21 protein-coding genes are annotated in these 18,977 nt (G+C 65.9%); 15 read left to right on the top strand and 6 right to left on the bottom strand.

Annotated elements, in window-relative coordinates:
- Positions 1-64 precede the first annotated feature (64 nt).
- The 7 genes from H9532_RS04695 to fba all read left to right on the top strand — a co-directional run bounded on the left by H9532_RS04695 (position 65) and on the right by fba (position 5,872).
- Entirely contained in the window at positions 65-967 is a 903-nt protein-coding gene (locus H9532_RS04695) for a phosphoribulokinase (RefSeq protein WP_296366084.1), read from the top strand.
- Between the two features lie 136 nt (positions 968-1,103).
- Entirely contained in the window at positions 1,104-1,376 is a 273-nt protein-coding gene (locus H9532_RS04690; RefSeq protein WP_366664518.1) for a hypothetical protein, read from the top strand.
- Positions 1,376-2,236, top strand: a complete 861-nt coding sequence (locus H9532_RS04685) for an A24 family peptidase (RefSeq protein ID WP_296366082.1) — start codon at positions 1,376-1,378, stop codon at positions 2,234-2,236. The genes H9532_RS04690 and H9532_RS04685 overlap by 1 nt, the downstream gene beginning before the upstream one ends.
- A gap of 35 nt (positions 2,237-2,271) precedes the next feature.
- Positions 2,272-3,147, top strand: a complete 876-nt coding sequence (gene accD / locus H9532_RS04680) for an acetyl-CoA carboxylase, carboxyltransferase subunit beta (RefSeq protein WP_296366081.1) — start codon at positions 2,272-2,274, stop codon at positions 3,145-3,147.
- Positions 3,144-3,620: a hypothetical protein gene (locus H9532_RS04675; protein WP_296366080.1), complete on the top strand. Its 477-nt coding sequence runs from the start codon at positions 3,144-3,146 to the stop codon at positions 3,618-3,620. Before accD ends, H9532_RS04675 begins: the two co-directional genes overlap by 4 nt.
- A gap of 17 nt (positions 3,621-3,637) precedes the next feature.
- Complete coding sequence (locus H9532_RS04670; protein ID WP_296366079.1) at positions 3,638-4,747, top strand: Gfo/Idh/MocA family oxidoreductase; 1,110 nt, start codon at positions 3,638-3,640, stop codon at positions 4,745-4,747.
- 51 nt (positions 4,748-4,798) lie between these two features.
- A complete protein-coding gene (gene fba / locus H9532_RS04665) occupies positions 4,799-5,872 on the top strand; it encodes a class II fructose-bisphosphate aldolase (RefSeq protein WP_010309272.1) in 1,074 nt (357 codons plus the stop codon).
- 58 nt (positions 5,873-5,930) lie between these two features.
- Here the strand turns inward: fba and H9532_RS04660 are convergent, their stop codons facing one another.
- Entirely contained in the window at positions 5,931-8,792 is a 2,862-nt protein-coding gene (locus H9532_RS04660) for a UPF0182 family protein (protein WP_296366078.1), read from the bottom strand.
- A gap of 162 nt (positions 8,793-8,954) precedes the next feature.
- Here H9532_RS04660 and thrC point away from each other — a divergent pair, with 162 nt between their 5' ends.
- The 3 genes from thrC to H9532_RS04645 are packed head-to-tail and all read left to right on the top strand — an operon-like array spanning position 8,955 to position 11,528.
- Positions 8,955-10,232, top strand: coding sequence for a threonine synthase (thrC, locus tag H9532_RS04655; RefSeq protein WP_296366077.1), 1,278 nt, complete (start codon positions 8,955-8,957; stop codon positions 10,230-10,232).
- 43 nt (positions 10,233-10,275) lie between these two features.
- Positions 10,276-10,551 carry a MoaD/ThiS family protein gene (locus H9532_RS04650; RefSeq protein ID WP_296366076.1) on the top strand — a complete coding sequence of 92 codons (276 nt, stop codon included), beginning with the start codon at positions 10,276-10,278 and terminating at the stop codon, positions 10,549-10,551.
- A 17-nt stretch (positions 10,552-10,568) separates the two neighbouring features.
- Positions 10,569-11,528, top strand: a complete 960-nt coding sequence (locus H9532_RS04645) for a cupin (protein WP_296366075.1) — start codon at positions 10,569-10,571, stop codon at positions 11,526-11,528.
- Here H9532_RS04645 and ftsH read toward each other — a convergent pair.
- Entirely contained in the window at positions 11,525-13,327 is a 1,803-nt protein-coding gene (gene ftsH / locus H9532_RS04640; protein WP_296366074.1) for an ATP-dependent zinc metalloprotease FtsH, read from the bottom strand. The genes H9532_RS04645 and ftsH overlap by 4 nt on opposite strands.
- A gap of 88 nt (positions 13,328-13,415) precedes the next feature.
- Between ftsH and rpmF the strand changes: the two genes are divergently transcribed.
- Entirely contained in the window at positions 13,416-13,592 is a 177-nt protein-coding gene (rpmF, locus tag H9532_RS04635; RefSeq protein WP_010309295.1) for a 50S ribosomal protein L32, read from the top strand.
- Here rpmF and H9532_RS04630 read toward each other — a convergent pair.
- The 3 genes from H9532_RS04630 to H9532_RS04620 are packed head-to-tail and all read right to left on the bottom strand — an operon-like array spanning position 13,556 to position 15,506.
- A complete protein-coding gene (locus tag H9532_RS04630; RefSeq protein WP_296366073.1) occupies positions 13,556-14,413 on the bottom strand; it encodes a hypothetical protein in 858 nt (285 codons plus the stop codon). The two genes, rpmF and H9532_RS04630, sit on opposite strands and share 37 nt — an antisense overlap.
- Positions 14,410-14,751, bottom strand: a complete 342-nt coding sequence (locus H9532_RS04625; RefSeq protein WP_296366072.1) for a DUF565 domain-containing protein — start codon at positions 14,749-14,751, stop codon at positions 14,410-14,412. Before H9532_RS04625 ends, H9532_RS04630 begins: the two co-directional genes overlap by 4 nt.
- Positions 14,751-15,506, bottom strand: coding sequence for an HAD-IA family hydrolase (locus H9532_RS04620; RefSeq protein WP_296366071.1), 756 nt, complete (start codon positions 15,504-15,506; stop codon positions 14,751-14,753). Before H9532_RS04620 ends, H9532_RS04625 begins: the two co-directional genes overlap by 1 nt.
- A 111-nt stretch (positions 15,507-15,617) precedes the next feature.
- Between H9532_RS04620 and recJ the strand changes: the two genes are divergently transcribed.
- Positions 15,618-17,522 carry a single-stranded-DNA-specific exonuclease RecJ gene (gene recJ, locus H9532_RS04615; RefSeq protein ID WP_296366070.1) on the top strand — a complete coding sequence of 635 codons (1,905 nt, stop codon included), beginning with the start codon at positions 15,618-15,620 and terminating at the stop codon, positions 17,520-17,522.
- A 73-nt stretch (positions 17,523-17,595) separates the two neighbouring features.
- Here the strand turns inward: recJ and H9532_RS04610 are convergent, their stop codons facing one another.
- The gene (locus tag H9532_RS04610) at positions 17,596-17,703 is read right to left on the bottom strand and encodes a photosystem II reaction center protein Ycf12 (protein WP_094589557.1); all 108 of its coding nucleotides are present in this window, start codon (positions 17,701-17,703) and stop codon (positions 17,596-17,598) included.
- Positions 17,704-17,811: 108 nt separating this feature from the next.
- On the opposite strand from H9532_RS04610, the gene H9532_RS04605 reads away from it, so the two are divergent.
- The 3 genes from H9532_RS04605 to H9532_RS04595 are packed head-to-tail and all read left to right on the top strand — an operon-like array spanning position 17,812 to position 18,911.
- Positions 17,812-18,174 carry a YkgJ family cysteine cluster protein gene (locus tag H9532_RS04605; protein ID WP_296366069.1) on the top strand — a complete coding sequence of 121 codons (363 nt, stop codon included), beginning with the start codon at positions 17,812-17,814 and terminating at the stop codon, positions 18,172-18,174.
- A 26-nt stretch (positions 18,175-18,200) separates the two neighbouring features.
- On the top strand, positions 18,201-18,584 hold the full coding sequence (locus H9532_RS04600) for a TMEM165/GDT1 family protein (RefSeq protein WP_296366068.1): 384 nt from the start codon (positions 18,201-18,203) through the stop codon (positions 18,582-18,584).
- Positions 18,585-18,617: 33 nt separating this feature from the next.
- Entirely contained in the window at positions 18,618-18,911 is a 294-nt protein-coding gene (locus tag H9532_RS04595) for a TMEM165/GDT1 family protein (protein WP_296366067.1), read from the top strand.
- The last annotated feature ends 66 nt before the right edge of the window (positions 18,912-18,977 follow it).

Genomic DNA, 18,977 nt, shown 5'->3' with positions numbered 1-18,977 from the left:
TCACGATTCCGGGGAGCTGGCACCGCGACCTGCCAAACTCCCCCAAGTTCTGCTGATCTCGCGCATGTCGAAGCGTCACCCGGTCGTGTCGGTCACCGGTTCCTCCGGCGCGGGAACCAGCACTGTGAAGCGTGCCTTTGAGCACATCTTCAAGCGCGAAGGCATCACTCCGGCCGTGGTGGAGGGCGACAGCTACCACCGCTACGAGCGCGGCCCCATGAAGGAAGCCATGGCCTCAGCCATGGCCAAGGGCGAGAACTTCAGCCACTTCGGCCCTGAGGCCAACCTGTTCGACAAGCTCGGCGAACTGTTCAAGAGCTACGGCGAAACCGGCACCGGCGAGAAGCGCTACTACTTGCACTCGGTCGAGGAAGCTGCCGAGCACAACGCCCGTCTCGGCACGAACCTTGAGCCTGGTCAGTTCACCCCCTGGGAACCCATCCCTGCCGGCACCGACCTGCTCTTCTATGAAGGCCTGCACGGCGGCGTGAAGGGTGACGGCTACGACGTGGCCGGTCTGGCCGACCTGCTGGTGGGCGTGGTGCCGATCGTGAACCTGGAGTGGATCCAGAAGATCGCCCGCGACAACAAGGAGCGCGGCTACTCGGCCGAGGCCACCGTGGACACGATCCTGCGTCGCATGCCGGATTACATCAACCACATCTGCCCGCAGTTCAGCCAGACCGACATCAACTTCCAGCGTGTCCCCACCGTGGACACCTCGAACCCCTTCATGATCCGCGACATCCCCACCCCGGATGAATCGTTCGTGATCATTCACTTCCGCAAGGGAGCCCGTGAGAAGTGGGGGATCGACTTCACCTACCTGCTCGACATGATCCACGATTCGTTCATGTCCAGCCCCACCTCCATCGTGGTTAACGGCGGCAAGATGGGCTTCGCCATGGAGCTGATCCTCACCCCGATCATTCATCGCATGATCGAGGAAAAGAAGCGCCTGGCCTGAGCCTCCACTGCACCTAGGCTGGGGCTCAACTGGCGGACACGGTCCACCCATCTCGGTTGCTCCTCAGCCCGAACGCACTGGGATACCCCGGCGCAACAACCCACCGGCCTCCCCATCCTTTGTGATTCGGGGGGCGGTGGGTTCTTCTGTGCAACCGCTCACGCCGCAACCACGCTGGGATCGGATCAACAGTGCCGAGGTGATCGCCTCAGCCCGGCGGATCTATTTCCACTTCCTCGAATGCTCTCCAACCCATCCGGATCCTCTGGGTGTGGTGATCGGCCCACAGCAGGGCCGGGTGGTGTTCGAGTTGCCGGTGTTGCTGCCTGAGGAACAATTCATACCGCTGGAGCTGGTGCGCGGCCGCAGTGGTCGCAGCCGCTCCTCCCGCTCCCCTCTGCGCGGCTGATGCAGCCTCCCCTGTCTCCTGAGCTCGCCCTGCTCGCGGCCCTGCTGGGGGCCTGCATCGGCAGCTTCCTCAATGTGGTGGCCTGGCGCCTGCCCCGCCAGGAATCGGTGGTGCGGCCCCGCAGCCATTGCCCCCGCTGCGGCACCACCCTGCGCTGGTTCGAGAACATCCCTGTTCTGAGCTGGCTGCTGCTGCGGGGCCGCTGCCGCCACTGCGGAACGGCCATCGCCGTGCAGTATCCCGCCGTGGAGCTGCTCTGCTCCGGGTTGTTTGTGGCCGCCGCTGCTGCGCCCGCCGCTGTGAGCGCAGCCGGATCCAGTCTTGCCGGCGCACCCGCCTGGCTGGTTGTGCTGGCGGGCTGGCTGCTGATCAGCCTGCTGCTGCCGATGGTGCTGATCGACCTGGATCAGCTCTGGCTGCCGGAGCCCCTCTGCCGCTGGGGAGTGGTGCTGGGGCTGGTGGTGAGCGCCATCGCTGGCTTCAGCCAAGGTGATGGTCCCGGGCGCGAGCTGCTGCTCTGGCACTTACTGGCGGCCAGCGCCGGCCTGCTGGGCTTTGAAGCCACCAGCGCCCTGGCCCAGAAGCTGCTCGGGAAACCGGCCCTCGGACTAGGTGACGCGAAGCTGGCGGCCCTGCTCGGCGCCTGGCTGGGCCTGACCGGGCTGGGTCTCACGGTGATGCTCTCGGTGTTTGGCGGTGCCCTGTTGGGGGTGATCGGCCTGTTGAGCGGTCGCCTCAAGCGCGGCCAGCCCTTCCCCTTTGGCCCCTTTCTCGCTGGAGCCGGGCTCGCCGTGTGGTGCGCCGGCAACAGCTTCTGGCTGCAACGCTTCAGCCTCTGGCTGGGCTGGGGCGCCCTTTAATGGACTGACCTGTAGTTGCGGACACCGCTGGCTCGATGTCGCTGTTCGACTGGTTCGCCGATCGCCGCAAAACCGCTCCGGCCGTGCGTGTGGCCCAGGAGGTCAACGAGGACGACGGCCTCTGGAGCAAATGCCCTGAGTGCGGGCTGGTGGTGTACCGCAAGGACCTGGCCGCGAACGCCAGCGTGTGTGGCGGCTGCGGTTACCACCACCGCATCTTCAGCGAAGAGCGCATCGGCCTGATTGCTGATGAAGGCAGCTTCGAGCCCCTTGATAGCGATCTAAGCCCCACCGATCCGCTGGCCTTCAAGGATCGCCGCAGCTATGCCGATCGCATTCGTGATACGCAGCGCAGCACCGGCCTCAAGGATGGGGTGATCACCGGGCTCTGCCGGGTGGAGGGCCTTCCCCTGGCCCTCGGTGTGATGGATTTCCGCTTCATGGGCGGCTCGATGGGCTCGGTGGTGGGCGAGAAGCTGGCACGCCTGATCGAGGAGGCCACCGCCCGCCGCTACCCGGTGCTGATCGTGTGCGCCTCCGGCGGCGCCCGCATGCAGGAGGGCATGCTCTCCCTGATGCAGATGGCCAAGATCTCCGGAGCTCTGGAGCGCCACCGCCAGGCTGAGCTGCTCTACATGCCCCTGCTCACCCACCCCACCACCGGTGGCGTGACCGCCAGTTTCGCGATGCTGGGCGATCTGATCCTGGCGGAGCCCAAGGCGCTGATCGGCTTCGCCGGCCGCCGCGTGATCGAACAAACCCTGCGCGAGAAGCTCCCCGACGACTTCCAAACCGCGGAATACCTGCGCGACCACGGCTTCGTGGATCACATCGTGCCCCGCACCAAGTTGCGCAGCACCCTGGTGAGCCTATTGCGCATGCACGGCGTGACCAAGGCTGTGGCCGCATGAGCAGCGGCAGCGGCTTTAACGGGAGTGTCATCCACCGGCGGCTGGGCTCTGCACTCGCCTGTGTGCTGGGCGCGCTGCTGCTCTTGGGCAGCATGAGTGCATTCGGCAGCGCACCAGCCTGGGCCGGACCGGTGGATTGGCATGAAGTGCCGGCCAGTGATGACGGCCGACAGTGGTGGGATGCCGGGAGCCTGCGGGTGAACCGCAACGGCAACCTCACCGTGCTGAGCCGCTTTCAGCCGGCGCCACCCGCCGACCAGCCCCGCAAGGCCGATGGCAGCGAGCCACGCCAGCCTGCCAGCGATCTTTACGTGATGGAAATCGACTGCGGCCAGACCCTCTACCGCGACACCTCGATCAACGGCATTCCGCAGTGGGGCAGCACTTGGCAGGCCGCCAGTGGTGACGATCTGATCAGCTCCACGATCACGGAGGCCTGCGCAGCCGGGGGGACCCTGCTGGCAGGCTTCTGAGACGTGACCATCCGCCCGTGACGGCAGCCCCCTCCTCGCAGCGTTCCCTCGGTGTGGCCCTTGTGGGCCTCGGCTTCGGCGAGAAGGTGCACCTGCCAGCCCTGCGTGACTGCGCGCTCACCGAGCCTGTTGCCCTTTGGCATCACAGGCCGGAGCGGCTCGAGCAAGCCTGCGCCGCGAGCGGCTTGCCAGGGTTCAGCAGCTTTGACGACCTACTGGCCGATCCCCGCGTGGAGGCGCTGGTGATCGCCACACCACCAGAGCCGCGTTTCGCTCTGGCCGAGGCAGCGATCGCCGCCGGCAAGCACCTGCTGCTGGAGAAACCAGTAGCCCTGGAGGCCAGTCAGATCGAGGAGCTGCAGCGCCAGGCCCTCAGCGCGGGCGTGGCGGTAGCAGTGGATTTCGAATACCGCGCCGTGCCGGCCTTCATGCAACTGGCAGCCCTGCTGCAGCATGGCGCCATCGGCACACCCTGGCTGATCAAGCTCGATTGGCTGATGGGCAGCCGCGCCGATGCCAGCCGCCCCTGGAACTGGTATTCCCAGCGAGCCGCGGGCGGCGGGGTGCTGGGATCCCTAGGCACGCACGCCTTCGACACCCTGCACTGGCTGCTGGGGCCGGCCCGGCAGGTGAGCTGCCTGCGCAGCATGGCCATTCCCCATCGCCCCCTGGCCGATGGCAGCGGCCGCCTGGCTGCGGTAGATGCCGAAGACATTGCCCTTCTGCAGCTTGAGCTGGAGACCGCCGAGGGCCACAGGGTGCCAGCCCAGGTGAGCCTGGCCTCGGTGACGCGGCCAGGCCGGGGCTACTGGATCGAGGTGTATGGCAGCGAAGGAACGCTGGTGCTCGGCTCCAGCAATCAGAGCGACTACGTGCACGGCTTTCAGCTGTGGCGCTCCTCTCAAGGCGGACGGCTCGAGGAACTGAGCCCCGATCCGCAGCTGGCCTTTGGCCACACCTGGCCCGATGGCCGTGTTGCCCCGGTGCGCCGTCTGATCGAGTGGTGGGCTGAAGCGGCACTGGACGGCCGGCCGATGCGGCCGGGGCTTTCGGAAGCCGCGCACAGCCAGCTGATCTGCGACCGAGCTCTGCAGGCAGCCGACAGCGGCATCCGCCAGGCGATTTAGACGAAAAAGGCGCCAGTTAGGATCGCCCGCATTCACTCTCCCGGTGTCCCCATGGCGCTCGTCCCGCTTCGGCTGCTGCTCGACCACGCCGCTGAAAACGGCTACGGCATCCCTGCTTTCAACGTGAACAACCTGGAGCAGGTGCAGTCGATCATGGAGGCGGCCTACGAGACCGACTCCCCGGTGATCCTGCAGGCCTCCCGCGGCGCCCGTCAGTACGCCGGTGAGAACTTCCTGCGCCACCTGATCCTGGCCGCTGTCGAGACCTATCCCGACATCCCGGTGGTGATGCACCAGGACCACGGCAACAGCCCCGCCACCTGCTTCGGTGCTGCCGCCAACGGCTTCACCTCGGTGATGATGGACGGCTCCCTGATGGCCGACGCCAAGACCCCCGCCAGCTACGAGTACAACGTGGCTGTGACCAAGGAAGTGGTGGATGTGGCCCACGCCATCGGCGTGAGCGTGGAAGGCGAACTTGGCTGCCTGGGCTCCCTGGAGACCGGCATGGGTGAGGCCGAGGACGGCCACGGTTTCGAGGGCAAGCTCGACCACAGCCAGCTGCTCACCGATCCCGCTGAGGCTGCCGACTTCGTCGCCAAGACCAAGGTGGATGCCCTGGCGATTGCCATCGGCACCAGCCACGGCGCTTACAAGTTCACCCGTAAGCCCACCGGCGAAGTGCTGGCCATCAGCCGCATCGCTGAAATCCACAAGGCCATCCCCAACACCCACCTGGTGATGCACGGCTCCTCCTCCGTGCCCCAGGAGTGGCTGGACATGATCAACAAGTACGGCGGTGCCATCCCCGAGACCTACGGCGTGCCCGTGGAAGAAATCCAGGAAGGCATCCGCAACGGTGTGCGCAAGGTGAACATCGACACCGACAACCGCCTCGCCTTCACCGCCGCTGTGCGTGAAGCCGCCGCCAAGGATCCCGCCAACTTCGATCCCCGCCACTTCAACAAGCCCGCCCGGGCCTACATGAAGCAGGTGTGCCTGGATCGTTACCAGCAGTTCTGGTGCGCCGGCAACGCCAGCAAGATCAAGCAGCGCGACATCAACTACTACGCCGGTCTGTACGCCAAGGGCGAACTCGACCCCAAGACTGCTGTGGCTGCCTGATCGCCGGGATCACTGAGTCCTGATCACGGATGACAAGGGGGCCTAACGGCCCCCTTTTTCATGGCTGAAAGGCAGGCGCAGCTCCGGGCTCCGGCAAGGTGAGCGCCTGAGGCAGCGGGCGTGGCTGGGCCGATACCAGCTCCTGCAACGCCGCATCGAGATTGCGCTCCATCACGAAGCGGCGGCCATCGGTGACCACCACCCGCACCAAGGTGGGCAGAGCATTGTTGGTGCTCTGCAGATAGATCGGCTCCACATAGAGCAAGCCTTTGCCCACCGGCATCACCAACAGATTGCCGCGAATCAGCTTGGATCCTTCGCGATTCCAGAGGCCGAACTGATAACTGATCGCCGGGTCCTGCTCGATCAGTGCCGACACCTGCTGAGGGCCCAGCAGCAGGCGCTGCTGCGGGAAGCGGGCCAGCAGCAGTTCGCCGTAGTGCGGGGTGTCGTTGCGGGCAGCCAGCCAACCCACCATGTTGGCCCGCCGCAATGGGGTGAACGGCAGCAGCAATACAAACTCCGGCCGTGTCTCCCCAGGTAGCTGCATCGTCACGTGGTAGGGACGCACGGGGGTTGTGCTGCTGCCGTAGATCTCCTGGGGGATCGCCCACACATCGTCGCCGTTGTAGAAGGTGCGCACGTCGGTGACGTGGTAACGAAGCAGCCGCTCCGCCTGCACCTGGAACTGGCTCTGGGGCACCTGAATGTGAGCCAGCAGCTCAGGCGGCATGGCTGACAGTGGCTTGAACAGATCGGGGAAGGCCCGTTTCCAGGTGCGCAACACCGGGTCGGTGGGGTCGCTCACGTAGAGCCAGACGTGGCCGTTGTAGGCATCCACCACCGCCTTCACCGGATTGCGGAAGTAGCGGATACCGCTGGGGTTGGGGTCGGAATAGGGATAGCTGCGGCTCACGGTGAAGCCATCCAGCAGCCAGTACTGGTGATGGTCGTTCTGGAAGCCCGGCTCGCTGTTCACCCGGGCGGTGACCAAATAGGGCTTGCTCTCGAAGCGCAGGAAGGGGGCCAGGGCCGTGAGCCGCTGGTTCACCTGGCGACGCATCAACAGGCGGGAGTCTGGGGTGAGCGAGCCGGTGAACAGCAACCGTGGCTCCCACAGATAAAGGGCAGCCATCACACGGTCGATGGGGCCATGGATCGGCACCCCGGCCCGGCCGTCGTAGTGGGAATAAACGTTGAGATCACCCTCGGGGTAATCAAATTCCCGCACCTGAGTGGGGGCGATCGCGTAAGGCGCGCGGTCGGACGCGAAATACAACTTGGGGCGACCCACCGGCAGAGCCTGCTGCGCCTGGGCATCGCTGATGCCCAGCTGGGGGATGCCCTGCACCTTGCCGCTGCGGCCCAGGTCTTTGACGAAGTAGAGCGGAAGCCCATCGGGGCCGGAGGCATTCACCGTGGACACGGTGAAGCCGTAGCCGTGGGTGAACACCAGGTGGCGGTTCAGCCAGGTGCGGGAGTTCTTCGCCAGGGCAGAGGTGTCGAGCTCACGGGCGGCGATCAGCACCTGCTGCTTGCCCTGGCGTTCGGGGTCGGCATTCAAGGGGTAGCGATCCACCGCTGCCGAGGGGAAGCGGTAGTAGAGGCGCAGCTGCTGCAGCTGACGGTTGGCCTCCAGCAGCGGGCCGCTATCCCAGAGGCGCACGTTGGCGAGGGTGCCCGGGGCTGATTGGAGATCAGCGGGTGTGAGCTGCTGCCGCGGCGAGAGATCCACGCTCCGCACAGCCTCCAGCCCAAAAGCACGGCGCGTGGCATCGATGGTGCGGCGCAGATAGGGGGCTTCCAGCGCCAGCTCCCGGGGCTGCACCCAGATGCGCTGCACCACAGGCGCCACCACCCATTCCGCAAAGGGCACCAGCACGGTGGTGGAGAGCAGAGGCAGCAGCGCCCCGCGCCGCAACCAGCGGCGCGGAATCGGCACCAGTAGGCCGATGCCGGTGAGCAGCAACAGCAGCGCGAGCAGCAGGCGCAGAGGGAGCCGCACGTGCAGATCCACGAAACCGGCACCGGCAGCCACACCGCTGCCGTGCAACATCAGATCAAAGGGCGCCAGAGCATTGCTGAGCGCAGCCATCAGCGCCAGCACCGCCAGCTGCGGCTGCAACACCTGCTGCTGCTCGCGGCTCAGGCCTGGAAAGCGCAGCTCCGAGAGGCTGTTGCCTTCACTGAAGGTGAGCCAGAGGCAGCCGGCCAAACCCACCAGCCCCTGCACCAGCACCACGCTCACCAGCAGATGCAATGCGGGGAGGCGCAGCACCGTGAAACTCAGATCAAAGCCCGTGAGCGGATCGCGTTCACCAAATGGCACCGCCAGGAGCGCCGGCAACCAGAGGCTCCAACCGCGAGCCACCGCCGTGGCCGAACCTGCCAGGGCAGCAGCCAGCGCCACCCGCAGGCTGGTGTAAGGCCAGAGCAACAGCAGCGGTAGCAGTGCCGCGCCCAGCCCGAGGAACAACAACGGAGGCAGATCCGCTAACACCGGGATCCCGGTGATCACATCGCCGCTGAACGGTGCCGCGATCAGATCACTGGCCTGCACCATCAAATAGGTGAGCCCACCGGCCAGAAGCAGGAGCAGGCCAACAAACAAGCCCACCAGCAGAGGCGGGCCCAACGGCACCAACGGAGCAAGCGGCAGCGTCTTGCGCGTGACCTGCTGGCGCAGCCGCCAGCAGCGCTGCAATTGCTGCAGCTGCAGGGGAACCCCCAGGCCGAACACCAGCGCGAAGGCAAGCAGCTGGAACAACCAGCGGCGCAGCACCACCGACTGGCCCTGAAACTGAGCAAACCACTGCGCCTCGATCACCAGGCGCGGCACCAGCACCAACAGGCCCAGGCCGATGGCCAGCCAGCCCAGCCAGCGCAGGTCCCGCTTCAGGGCATCAACGGAAAGCCGCAAGGAGTGAACCGAGCACTGCCTGAGGCTAGGCAGCGCCGAGAGCGGGTCAAGGCGGCCAACAGCGACAAGCAGAACACCACTCAATACCCGATCCACAGAATCGGGTATTAATCAACGGTGCAAACAGCGCTGCTAGCTTCCACTCACCTCAACGACGTGATCGTGACGGCGACCCTTTCCCTCTCCACCGCTGGCCCCACCTTCACGGGCCTGCGCTGCAAGGAGTGCGGCCAGCCCTACGAAGCAGGCGCCCGCCACGTTTGCGAAGACGTGTGCTTCGGTCCGCTGGAGGTGGTCTACGACTACGAGGCGATCAAGAGCCGCGTCAGCCGCGCCACGATCGAAGCCGGCCCCGCCTCGATCTGGCGCTACCGGGAATTCCTGCCAATCGCCGGCGATCCGATCGATGTGGGCACCGGCTTCACCCCGCTGCTCAAAGCCAACAATCTGGCCAAGCGCCTGGGGCTCAAGAGCCTCTACATCAAGAACGACGGCGTGAACATGCCGACGCTCTCCTTCAAGGACCGTGTGGTGAGCGTGGCCCTCACCCGCGCCCGCGAACTGGGCTTCAAGACGGTGAGTTGTGCTTCCACCGGCAACCTGGCCAACTCCACCGCCGCCATCGCCGCCCACGCCGGGCTCGATTGCTGCGTGTTCATCCCCAGCGATCTGGAGCTGGGCAAGGTGCTCGGCACCCTGATCTACAACCCCACCTTGATGGCGGTGAAGGGCAACTACGACCAGGTGAATCGCCTGTGCTCGGAGGTGGCCAACACCTACGGCTGGGGCTTCGTGAACATCAACCTGCGCCCCTACTACTCCGAAGGCTCCAAGACCCTCGGCTACGAGGTGATCGAACAGCTGGGTTGGGAACTGCCTGACCACATCGTGGCGCCACTGGCCTCCGGCTCCCTGTTCACCAAGATCCGCAAGGGCTTCGATGAATTCATCAAGTGCGGGTTGGTGGACGAGAAGGCTGTGCGCTTCAGCGGCGCCCAAGCCGAAGGCTGCAACCCCATCGCCACCGCCTTCCGCGAAGGCCGCGACTTCATCACCCCGGTGAAGCCCAACACCATTGCCAAGTCGATCGCGATCGGCAACCCCGCCGACGGCCCCTATGCCATCGACATCGCCAATCGCACCGGCGGCAACATCACTGACGTGACCGACGCCGAGATCATCGACGGCATCAAGCTGCTGGCGGAAACCGAAGGCGTGTTCACCGAAACCGCCGGCGGCACCACGATTGCGGTGCTCAAGAAGCTGGTGGAGCAGGGCAAGATCAACCCTGAAGAGCGCACCGTGGCCTACATCACCGGCAACGGCCTCAAGACCACCGAGGCTGTGGTTGATCACATCGGCCAGCCCTACACAATCGAAGCCCAGCTCGACAGCTTCAACGCCGCCTGGCAGCAGGCCCAAGCCGCCCAGGCCGGCTGATCCTCAAGCCCATCCCGTCCTCCGCAACCCTCATCTCCCGACCATGCCCGTTCAGGTTCTGATCCCCACCCCCCTGCAGAAGTTCACCAACGACGAAGCCAGCGTTGAGCTGGATGCCAGCAGCGTGGACAGCCTGATCGAGGCCCTCGACGGCCGCTACCCCGGCCTGAAGGGGCGCCTGTGCGATGAAGCCGGCAAACTGCGCCGCTTCCTCAACGTGTACGTGAACAGCGAGGACATCCGCTTCCTCGACAACCAGACCACCGCCCTCAAGGACGGTGATGAAGTGAGCATCGTTCCCGCCGTCGCCGGCGGCTGATCCGCAACAGTGGTTCCATGACCCAGGCCCCCGAGCGCAAGCGTCACAACGAGCCCGCTGCCAGCAAGGCTCAGCTGTTCGATTACCGCCAGGCAGCCAACCCGGTGCGGCCTGGGCTGACCGATCCGATCCCCTACCGCAGCTGGGGGCCTGAACTGCATGAGCAGGGCCCCACAGGCGTGCTTCCCCTCGACCTGAGCGCTGAGCTAGGGGTTGCAGGTCCGGCCACCAGCCCAGCTCTGGCGGCCCATTTCATTCGCATCGAGGCCGGCGAAGGCGTGCGCGCCGCGGCTGAAGTCACCAGTTCGCTGTTCTTTGTGCTCTCAGGCAGCGGCGTGTGCCGCGTGCGCCCGGCCGATGGCAGCAGCCCCAGGGATGCAGAGATCCACTGGCAGCAGGGCGATCTGTTTGTCTTGCCCGCCGGCGGCACTCCCCTGCTGGAAGCCAGCAGCACCAGCGTTCTGTATTGGGTGCACGACGGGCCTCTGCTCAGCTATCTGGGGGTGAGCCCATCCGCTGCACGGTTTGAGCCCACCCACTACAGCGCTGCCTGGATGCAGGCCGAGTTGGAGGAGCTAGCGCGCCAACCGGGCAGTGTCAGCAGCAACCGCGTCAGCCTGCTGCTGGCCAACCGCGACCTGCCCAGCACCCGCACCGTGACCCATGTGCTCTGGGCGATGTTCGGCATCGTGCCCGCTGGCGCCACTCAGGCTCCACACCGGCATCAATCGGTTGCCCTCGATCTGATCATCAACTGCCACCCCGGGGTGTACACCCTGGTAGGCACGGAGCTCAACAGCGACGGCAGCATCCGCAACCCCCGCCGCATCGACTGGCAGAGCGGTGGCGCCTTCATCACCCCTCCAGGCCACTGGCACTCCCACGTGAACGAGAGTGGCGAGCCGGCCTGGCTGTTGCCGATTCAGGATGCCGGCCTGCACACCTATCTGCGCAGCCTCGACATCCGCTTCGCCTAAGCCACGGCCGCTTGGCTCCGCCGCTGCTCGTATTGCTCCACCAGGGCGGTGAAATCCGCTCCCTCGATCGTTTCGCGTTGGATCAAGAGCTCCACGAGCTCGTCCATCAGAGCGCGGCGGGGCGTGAGCAATGCCACAGCCTGATCTAAGGAACCCCTGGCCAGCTGCTGCACCTGCGCATCGATGCGGCTTCCGGTTTCCTGGGAGTAGTGGGGTTCAGAACGCAGCCAATCGCGGCCAAGGAACACCTCATGCCCCTCGCCTTCCAGCGAGACGGGCCCCAGGGATGAAAAGCCATAGCGGGTCACCATCTCGCGGCCGATGCGGCTCACCATCTCCAGATCACCGGCAGCACCCTGGGTGATCTCGCTGGGACCAAACACCACCAGTTCAGCGGCACGACCACCCATCGCCACAACAAGGCGAGCTTGCAGGTAGGCCTTGCTGATCAGCCCGGAATCGAGCACGTCTTCATCCGGCATCGTGCGGGCAAAGCCACCCACGCCCCCTACCCGCGGCAGCAACGTGACCTTATCGAGCCGATCGGCGGCGGGCAGCAGGGTGGTGAGCAGGGCATGGCCGATCTCGTGATACGCGATCAGGCGTTTCTTTGCGCTGTCCTGCAGGGGGGCAGCGGTGAGCCCCATGGTGATGCGCTCGAGGGCATCGCCAATGGCGGCGTCATCGATGCAACTGCGCTCACGCCGCGCCGTGAGGATGGCCGCTTCATTGAGCAGGTTGGAGAGATCGGCTCCTGAGAATCCCGGGGTGCGACTGGCCCAGTCAGCCAGCGACACCTCAGGGTCGAGCGGTCTGGAACGGGCATGCACGGCCAGAATCGCCTCACGCCCGCGCCGATCGGGCAGATCCACATGGATGCGGCGATCAAAGCGCCCTGGGCGCATCAACGCCGCATCGAGCACATCCGGGCGGTTGGTGGCGGCCAGGAGGATCACGCCGGAGTTTTCGGCGAAGCCATCCATTTCTGTGAGCAGCTGGTTGAGCGTCTGCTCACGCTCATCATTGCCGCCACCGATGCCGGCTCCGCGCTGGCGGCCCACCGCATCGATCTCATCGATGAACACGATGCAGGGAGCCTTCTCTTTGGCCTGGCGGAATAGATCCCGCACCCGGCTGGCACCCACGCCCACAAACAGCTCCACGAACTCGGAAGCGGCCATCGAAAAGAACGGCACACCCGCTTCCCCGGCGATCGCCTTGGCGAGGAGGGTCTTACCCGTGCCTGGAGGCCCCACCAGCAGCACACCTTTGGGAATCCGTGCGCCCACAGCGGTGAACCGTTCCGGCTCCTTCAGGAAGGCCACCACCTCTTGGAGTTCTTCCTTGGCTTCCTGAATGCCAGCTACATCTTCAAAGCGCACGGCCACTGCGGCTTCGCTTTGGGCCATGCGCGCCTTGCTGCGGCCAAAGCCCATGGCGCGATTGGCCACCTGGGCGGAGCGACGCAGCAGCAAGGCCAGGCCGCCAAACAACAGCAACAGCAACAAGCCGTTCGACACCAGACTGGCCGTTGCTTGGTCCTGGCGCTCATCGCGCACGGTGAGCGGAACCTGCGCCTCCTGAGCCGTGCGCAGCAACAATTGATCGTTGCTGAACACCGGCACGGTCACCTGTTTGCCATCGGCATAGGTGACCTTCACTTGCCGCTGGCCGGGAGAGAGCAACAACTCCTTCACCGTTCCAGCACGCAGCTGTTGCAGCAGCTGCGTGTAACTGGGCTGCGGTGCACGCACCAGGCCCAAATCCGCCGGCAGATCAGAAGAAACGCTGCTGCTCACACCGGCCTGAATCTTGGATTTGAGCTTAGCGATTTGACGAAAGGGAAGGCGGCGATGGAAACTCTTGGTTTGGCTGAAATCAAGCGGGATGGCTGTTCCCAAGAAGAAAACGTCCAAGGGCAAGCGCAATCAGCGCCATGCCACCTGGAAGGGCAAGGCTGCCATTGCCGCCCAGAAGGCCCTATCCATCGGTAAGGCTGTGCTGAGCGGCCGCGCTCAGGGCTTCGTTTACCCCGTGGCTGAGGACGAGACCGAGCAGGGCTGAGCCCAGTGCTGCAGGGCAGCCTCACCGCTGCCCTCCCACACACATCGCCTGCGGCGATCCAGTACCCGTACGCCATTGGCACGAGCCAAGACGGGGCCCTGATAGAGATCCGGCGGCAACGACTTCAACGTGGCCTGCACCAAGCGGTCGAGCTCCACTGCAGGCATCCAACCGCCGCCGCTGCGGCGTTGCCGCGCCTCGGCCTGCAGGCGCCAGCGGCGGGGCCATCGCCAGTCACTTGGCCAGAGCATCAGCAGCTGATCGAGCTCCTGCCAGAGCGGCTGATAGGCCACTAGAGCCTGGTTACAGCGCAGGAGCCAGGCCTGCTCCGCTGCATTGAGATGCGGCTGCAGCTCCTTCAAGGCCTCGGAGGAGAGCCGGGAATCAGGCAAGGGCTGGCAGCCCAGCATCCAGCCCTCCAGCAGCAGCGCATCGGCCGCGCCACGCCAGGGAGCCACGCGATCACCCTGCCCAGCGCGCAGGGTCTTATCGAAGCGGGGCAGCTCAAGCTCCTGGTCGGCTCCGCTCCGCCATGGGCGCACACCCGCCAGCAGGGCCGAAGGATCATGGCTGCCTGGTGGAACGCGGTTTACGCCGTAGGGATTGCCTTGCATCGCCTCCAGCCGCTGCTGCCAGGGCAAGTAGGCGTCATCGATGGAGGCCACCGCCAACTGCAAATCGGCGGCGGCAAAGCGCTGCTGCAGGCCGCGGGCCAGGGTGCTCTTGCCCGCACCCACCGGGCCGTTCAAGCCGATCACCGGCCGGCGGCCGCTGCGCGTTTCCCCTTGGCACCAGGCCAGCAGGGCATCCTCCAGGCTCATGAGCCGAGCTTGAACGCTTCCAGCACCACGGCGTACACCACACCCAGGCGCAGGTTGTCGGTGAGGATCCAGCCAAGCCCGGGCCGCTCTCCCACCAGGCGGGTGCGCAGCCGCACCATCAGCTCGAGCAACAGCACCAGCAACAGCACCACCACCGGCCGCTGCCCCACCCGCTCCAACCACAGCGCCGTGATGTTCTCCCCGGCGTAGAAGCCAAGCAGCAGGGCTAACACCGCCAGGCTGCGCCGCCGCCAGCTGCCCCGGAAACCGCCCAGCAACAACCCACCCAACCGGCGCTGCAGGCCATCAAAACGGGTGCGCTGAAGCGGGAGCGTCATCAGGCCGGCAGCAGCTGTTGCAGATAGGAGAGCGTGACCTGGCCCAAGGGGCAAGCGGGGCCGCGCTGCACAGAGTTCGGTTGATCCGGATCACCCAGGTGATCCAGCACAACAGAGGCAGCGGCAAAGGCTTCCGGAGCCTCGGTAGCACTGGAACCGCTGCGGGTCACCACCGTGGTGAGGCCAGCCCCCGTGGCAGCGGCCACGCCATTGCCGGAATCCTCCAGAGCGATCGCACCTTCGGCAGGCAGGTTCAGCCGTTCCAGGGCCAGGGCATAGGCGGCCGGATCAGGCTTCTTGCGCGGCACATCCTCACCGCACACCCACAGGCCAAAACAGGCAGCGTGATCGGGCAACAGCCGATCCAGCAGAGCCTGCACCGCCTGGCGGCTGCTGGTGGTCACGATCGCCTGTGCCAGACCCGCCTTGCGAGCACTGCGGATCAAGCGCTCCACCCCGGGGCGCAAGCGCAAGGCGCCCTGCTCCACCAGCGCGTTGTAGTGGCGTTGCTTGGCCAGCTGCAGCCGCTCCACCCGTTCTGGATCGGGCACCGCGCCTTCCACATCACTCAGATAGGCGCTGATGCGCTCGCGCCCCCCGCTGATGCGCACCAACTGCTGATAGCAGGCCACATCCCACTGCCAGCGCAGGCCGGCCTCAGCAAAGGCGCGGTTGAAGGCCAGGCGGTGCCCGTCCAACTCCGTTTCAGCGAGGGTGCCATCCACATCCCAGAGCAGCGCGGAAGGTCCACTCACCATCTGCAGCTCCATCAGGCCTGCAGGCTAAGGAGTGGACCGAAAGCCAGCCCAAGGCGGTGGACGCTGCGGCAGCGCCCCGCAGAATGGAGACGGTCCGAGCCCCTGGCGTTGCTCCCTCTTCCTTCTGAGCAGCGCTGGCAGTTACCGGCTCCGGTTCAGATCAATCCCGAGCTGCGCGGCAGCGGCTTGTGTGACCCGCTGCTGGCGGTGCTGCAACGCCGCGGCTACAGCGATGGCGCAGCGATCGAGGCCTTGCTCAATCCGGCCCCCGCGCCGGACCCGCGCCGCCATTTCCCTGATCTGGGCAAAGCGGTGCAGCGGTTGCGCCAGGCCTGCAAACAGGGGGAGCGCTTGGCCATCTGCGGCGATTACGACGCCGACGGCATGACCAGCACCGCACTGCTGGTGGGGGTTCTGCGCCATCTGGGGGCGAAACCGCAGGCGGAAATTCCCAGCCGGCTCGACGACGGCTACGGCCTCAACAGCGGCATGGTGGAACGGCTAGCCGACGACGGGATCCGCCTGCTGGTCACGGTGGACAACGGGGTGGCCGCCCGCGAGGCCCTGCTGCGGGCGCACGAGCTGGAGATGGACGTGGTGGTGACCGATCACCACACCCTGCCGGAGGAGCTACCGCCCTTGCTGGCCCTGCTCCACCCCGCCTGCACCCCTGATCACTCGCCCTACAGAGGTCTGGCGGGGGTGGGGCTGGCCTACGTGTTGGCCATGGCTTTAGCCCGCAACTGTCGCTCCGAGCAAGGGCTCGCGATGGCCCGCGACCTCTTCTGCATCGGCACCATCGCCGACATGGCTCCGCTGCAGGGGGTGAACCGGCGCTGGTTGATCGATGGCCTGCCGGCGCTCAAGCGCAGCGGACTGGCCGGGCTGCAGGCGCTGCAACAGGTGGCCGGGTTGGACGATGCGCCGGTGGATGCCGGAGCCGTGGGCTTTCAAATCGCACCGCGGATCAACGCCGTGGGGCGCCTCGGTGACCCCCAATTGGTGGTAGAGCTGCTCACCACCGCCGACGACGACGAGGCCCTGGAGCTGGCGCGGCAATGTGAGCAACTCAACCGCCAGCGCCGCGACCTCTGCGATGCCATCGAAGCGGAAGCGCGGGCCCTAGTGGAGGCCGATGGCGAGCAGCGCAGCCCATTCCTGCTGCTGGCCCAAAGCCATTGGCATCACGGGGTGATCGGCATCGTGGCGGCACGACTGGTGGATGCCTTCGGGCTCCCGGTGGCCCTGCTGGCTTCCGAGGGGGATGGCCGCCTGCGGGCCTCCGTGCGCGCTCCAAAGGGCTTCGCTGTGGATGCAGCCCTACAGGCCTGCAGCGATCTGCTGGAGCGCCACGGAGGCCACCCAGCTGCCGGCGGCTTCACCGTGCGGGCCGAGCAGATCACGGCCCTGCATGAACGCTTGAATGAACGAGCTGACACCTGGCTGAAACAGCAGGGTGGTCTGCGCCTGGTGGAACCGGAAGCCCTGGTGCAACTCCACGAGCTGACGCCGCAGTTCTGGCAGCAACTGCAGCAGCTCGAACCATTCGGCAGTGGCCACCCCGCTCCGCTGTTCTGGAGCAGCCGCTGCCGCATCAGCCAACAGCGGCTGCTGCGCGGCGGACATCTGCAGCTCACCCTGCGCCAGGGCGATGCCGCGATGCGGGCCATCGCCTGGCGTTGGGGCAGCGAAGAGAACCTGCCACCCGAGGTGGATGTGGCCTTCCAGCTGCGGCTCAACCGCTGGAATGGCACCGAACAGCTGCAGCTCGAACTCGCTGCCCTGCGTTCCAGCTCAGGCGATGGACTGCTGCTGGAGCGTTGCAACCGTCATTACTGGGTGAGCCGCGATGGCGACACGCTGGTCATCCGCAATGCCGCCGGCGAGGAGCTGCGGGGCCAGCCGGATCGCACGGGCGTTTGCACGCTCAGCAGCGACCACCCCAGCGGCACCCACCCCTACGTGCAGGCCCTGCTGCAGGACGCTGCGATGGCGATGGGCCTAGCGGCTTAGTTCTGCTTCAACAAAAAACCCAGGTCCCGTCTGGAACCTGGGGCATCAGGGTGACGCGATGGCTGCGTACAGCTCAGAGCGCACCGCGGCGATAGAAGAGGATGAAGATCACGGCAGGGCCAGCAATCGTGATCAGGAAAAGGGCCGCAAAGTTAGCGATCAGATGGAAATCGATTCCCATGGGTGAGCGGCTCTGCAGGCTGAACGTTCGTTCCCAAGCCTACGGTCCGCACTCCTGCAGATCGAGCGCTGCTGCAAGCTGCTGTGACGGGTTGTCACAGCTGGGCCGATGAGCGAAACGCTGCACTGGCGCTGCATCAGCGGTTGCGGTTCCTGCTGCCGACTGGATCCGGGCGAACGCAATGAGGCCCTAGAGGCCCTGAGCCCCGAGCAGCAGCAGCAATACCTCGAGATGGTGGGCCCGGATGGCTGGTGCATTCACTACGACACCGGATCGAGCAGCTGCCGGATCTACGACGAACGGCCGTTCTTCTGCCGGGTTGAAAACCTTGCGGGCCTGTTCGGCGTTGCCGCTGAGGAGGCCAACGAATTCGCCATCGCCTGCTGCCGGCAGCAGATCCGCTGCGAACACGGCGGTCGTGGCATGGTGATGAAGCGATTCGAGCAGGCGATCCGTCAGCCGGCTCCCTGAGATCCGCGCCACCTTCAGCCCCGCCGATGGCCGAACCCAGCGACGAACCCAAGCCGCCCACAAGCCCTGAAGCCGACGCCAGCCCTGAAGCCAGCAACGCTGCCGACAAGGCCGGCAGCTTCGGAGCGGTGTTCCTCACCACTTTCACCACGGTGTTCCTGGCGGAACTCGGCGACAAGACACAGCTCGCCGCGCTGCTGCTCTCCGCAGAATCAGGCCGGCCGGTGCTGGTCTTCGTGGGTGCCTCTTTGGCCCTGATCAGCTCCAGCCTGGTGGGCGTGCTGCTGGGGCGATGGCTCTCGCGGGTGCTGCCGCCGCAACAGCTGGAGCGCTTGGCCGGGATCCTGATGATCGCCCTGGGCCTATGGCTCGGTCGGCAAGCTGCCATGAGCATGTTTCCCCTCGTCTAGTCCCCTTCAACGACGCCTCTGAGGTCCCTCACCATGCAGTTGCCGCTTCTGGCCTCCACCTTCGCCACGGTGTTTCTCGCCGAGCTGGGCGACAAAACCCAGCTCGCGATCGTGACGATCAGCGGCACCTCCAGCCGGAGCGGCGCGGTGTTCGCCGGCAGCTCCGCGGCCCTGGTGCTTGCCAGCCTGCTGGGAGCCGGTGCTGGGGGATCCCTTTCGGCTGTGATTCCCGCCGATGCCCTGCAGCTGGCCGCTTCGGTGGGGTTTCTGGTCATCGGCACCCGCCTGCTGCTCAAGGCCGGACAGGAGTCCGAGCCAGAGGGTTGATCGCGCTCTAGATTGAATTGGTTCGTGCAGTTCCGGGGGCGTTGGCCGTCTCCAGAACCAGGCACC

Source organism: Vulcanococcus sp. Clear-D1, assembly GCF_014654725.1.
In the GTDB taxonomy this organism is placed as follows: Bacteria; Cyanobacteriota; Cyanobacteriia; order PCC-6307; family Cyanobiaceae; genus Vulcanococcus.
The sequence above is the reverse complement of the archived record's forward strand: the minus strand, read 5'-3'. Positions and strand labels throughout refer to the sequence as shown.

Coding starts and splice junctions, on each gene's coding strand:
- H9532_RS04610 (WP_094589557.1), bottom strand. CDS start 17,703: ATGGGAATCGATTTCCATCTGATCGCTAACTTTGCGGCCCTTTTCCTG.
- fba (WP_010309272.1), top strand. CDS start 4,799: ATGGCGCTCGTCCCGCTTCGGCTGCTGCTCGACCACGCCGCTGAAAAC.
- accD (WP_296366081.1), top strand. CDS start 2,272: ATGTCGCTGTTCGACTGGTTCGCCGATCGCCGCAAAACCGCTCCGGCC.
- H9532_RS04650 (WP_296366076.1), top strand. CDS start 10,276: ATGCCCGTTCAGGTTCTGATCCCCACCCCCCTGCAGAAGTTCACCAAC.
- H9532_RS04630 (WP_296366073.1), bottom strand. CDS start 14,413: ATGAGCCTGGAGGATGCCCTGCTGGCCTGGTGCCAAGGGGAAACGCGC.
- H9532_RS04675 (WP_296366080.1), top strand. CDS start 3,144: ATGAGCAGCGGCAGCGGCTTTAACGGGAGTGTCATCCACCGGCGGCTG.
- H9532_RS04695 (WP_296366084.1), top strand. CDS start 65: ATGTCGAAGCGTCACCCGGTCGTGTCGGTCACCGGTTCCTCCGGCGCG.
- H9532_RS04625 (WP_296366072.1), bottom strand. CDS start 14,751: ATGACGCTCCCGCTTCAGCGCACCCGTTTTGATGGCCTGCAGCGCCGG.
- H9532_RS04605 (WP_296366069.1), top strand. CDS start 17,812: ATGAGCGAAACGCTGCACTGGCGCTGCATCAGCGGTTGCGGTTCCTGC.
- rpmF (WP_010309295.1), top strand. CDS start 13,416: ATGGCTGTTCCCAAGAAGAAAACGTCCAAGGGCAAGCGCAATCAGCGC.
- H9532_RS04595 (WP_296366067.1), top strand. CDS start 18,618: ATGCAGTTGCCGCTTCTGGCCTCCACCTTCGCCACGGTGTTTCTCGCC.
- H9532_RS04600 (WP_296366068.1), top strand. CDS start 18,201: ATGGCCGAACCCAGCGACGAACCCAAGCCGCCCACAAGCCCTGAAGCC.
- H9532_RS04645 (WP_296366075.1), top strand. CDS start 10,569: ATGACCCAGGCCCCCGAGCGCAAGCGTCACAACGAGCCCGCTGCCAGC.
- H9532_RS04685 (WP_296366082.1), top strand. CDS start 1,376: ATGCAGCCTCCCCTGTCTCCTGAGCTCGCCCTGCTCGCGGCCCTGCTG.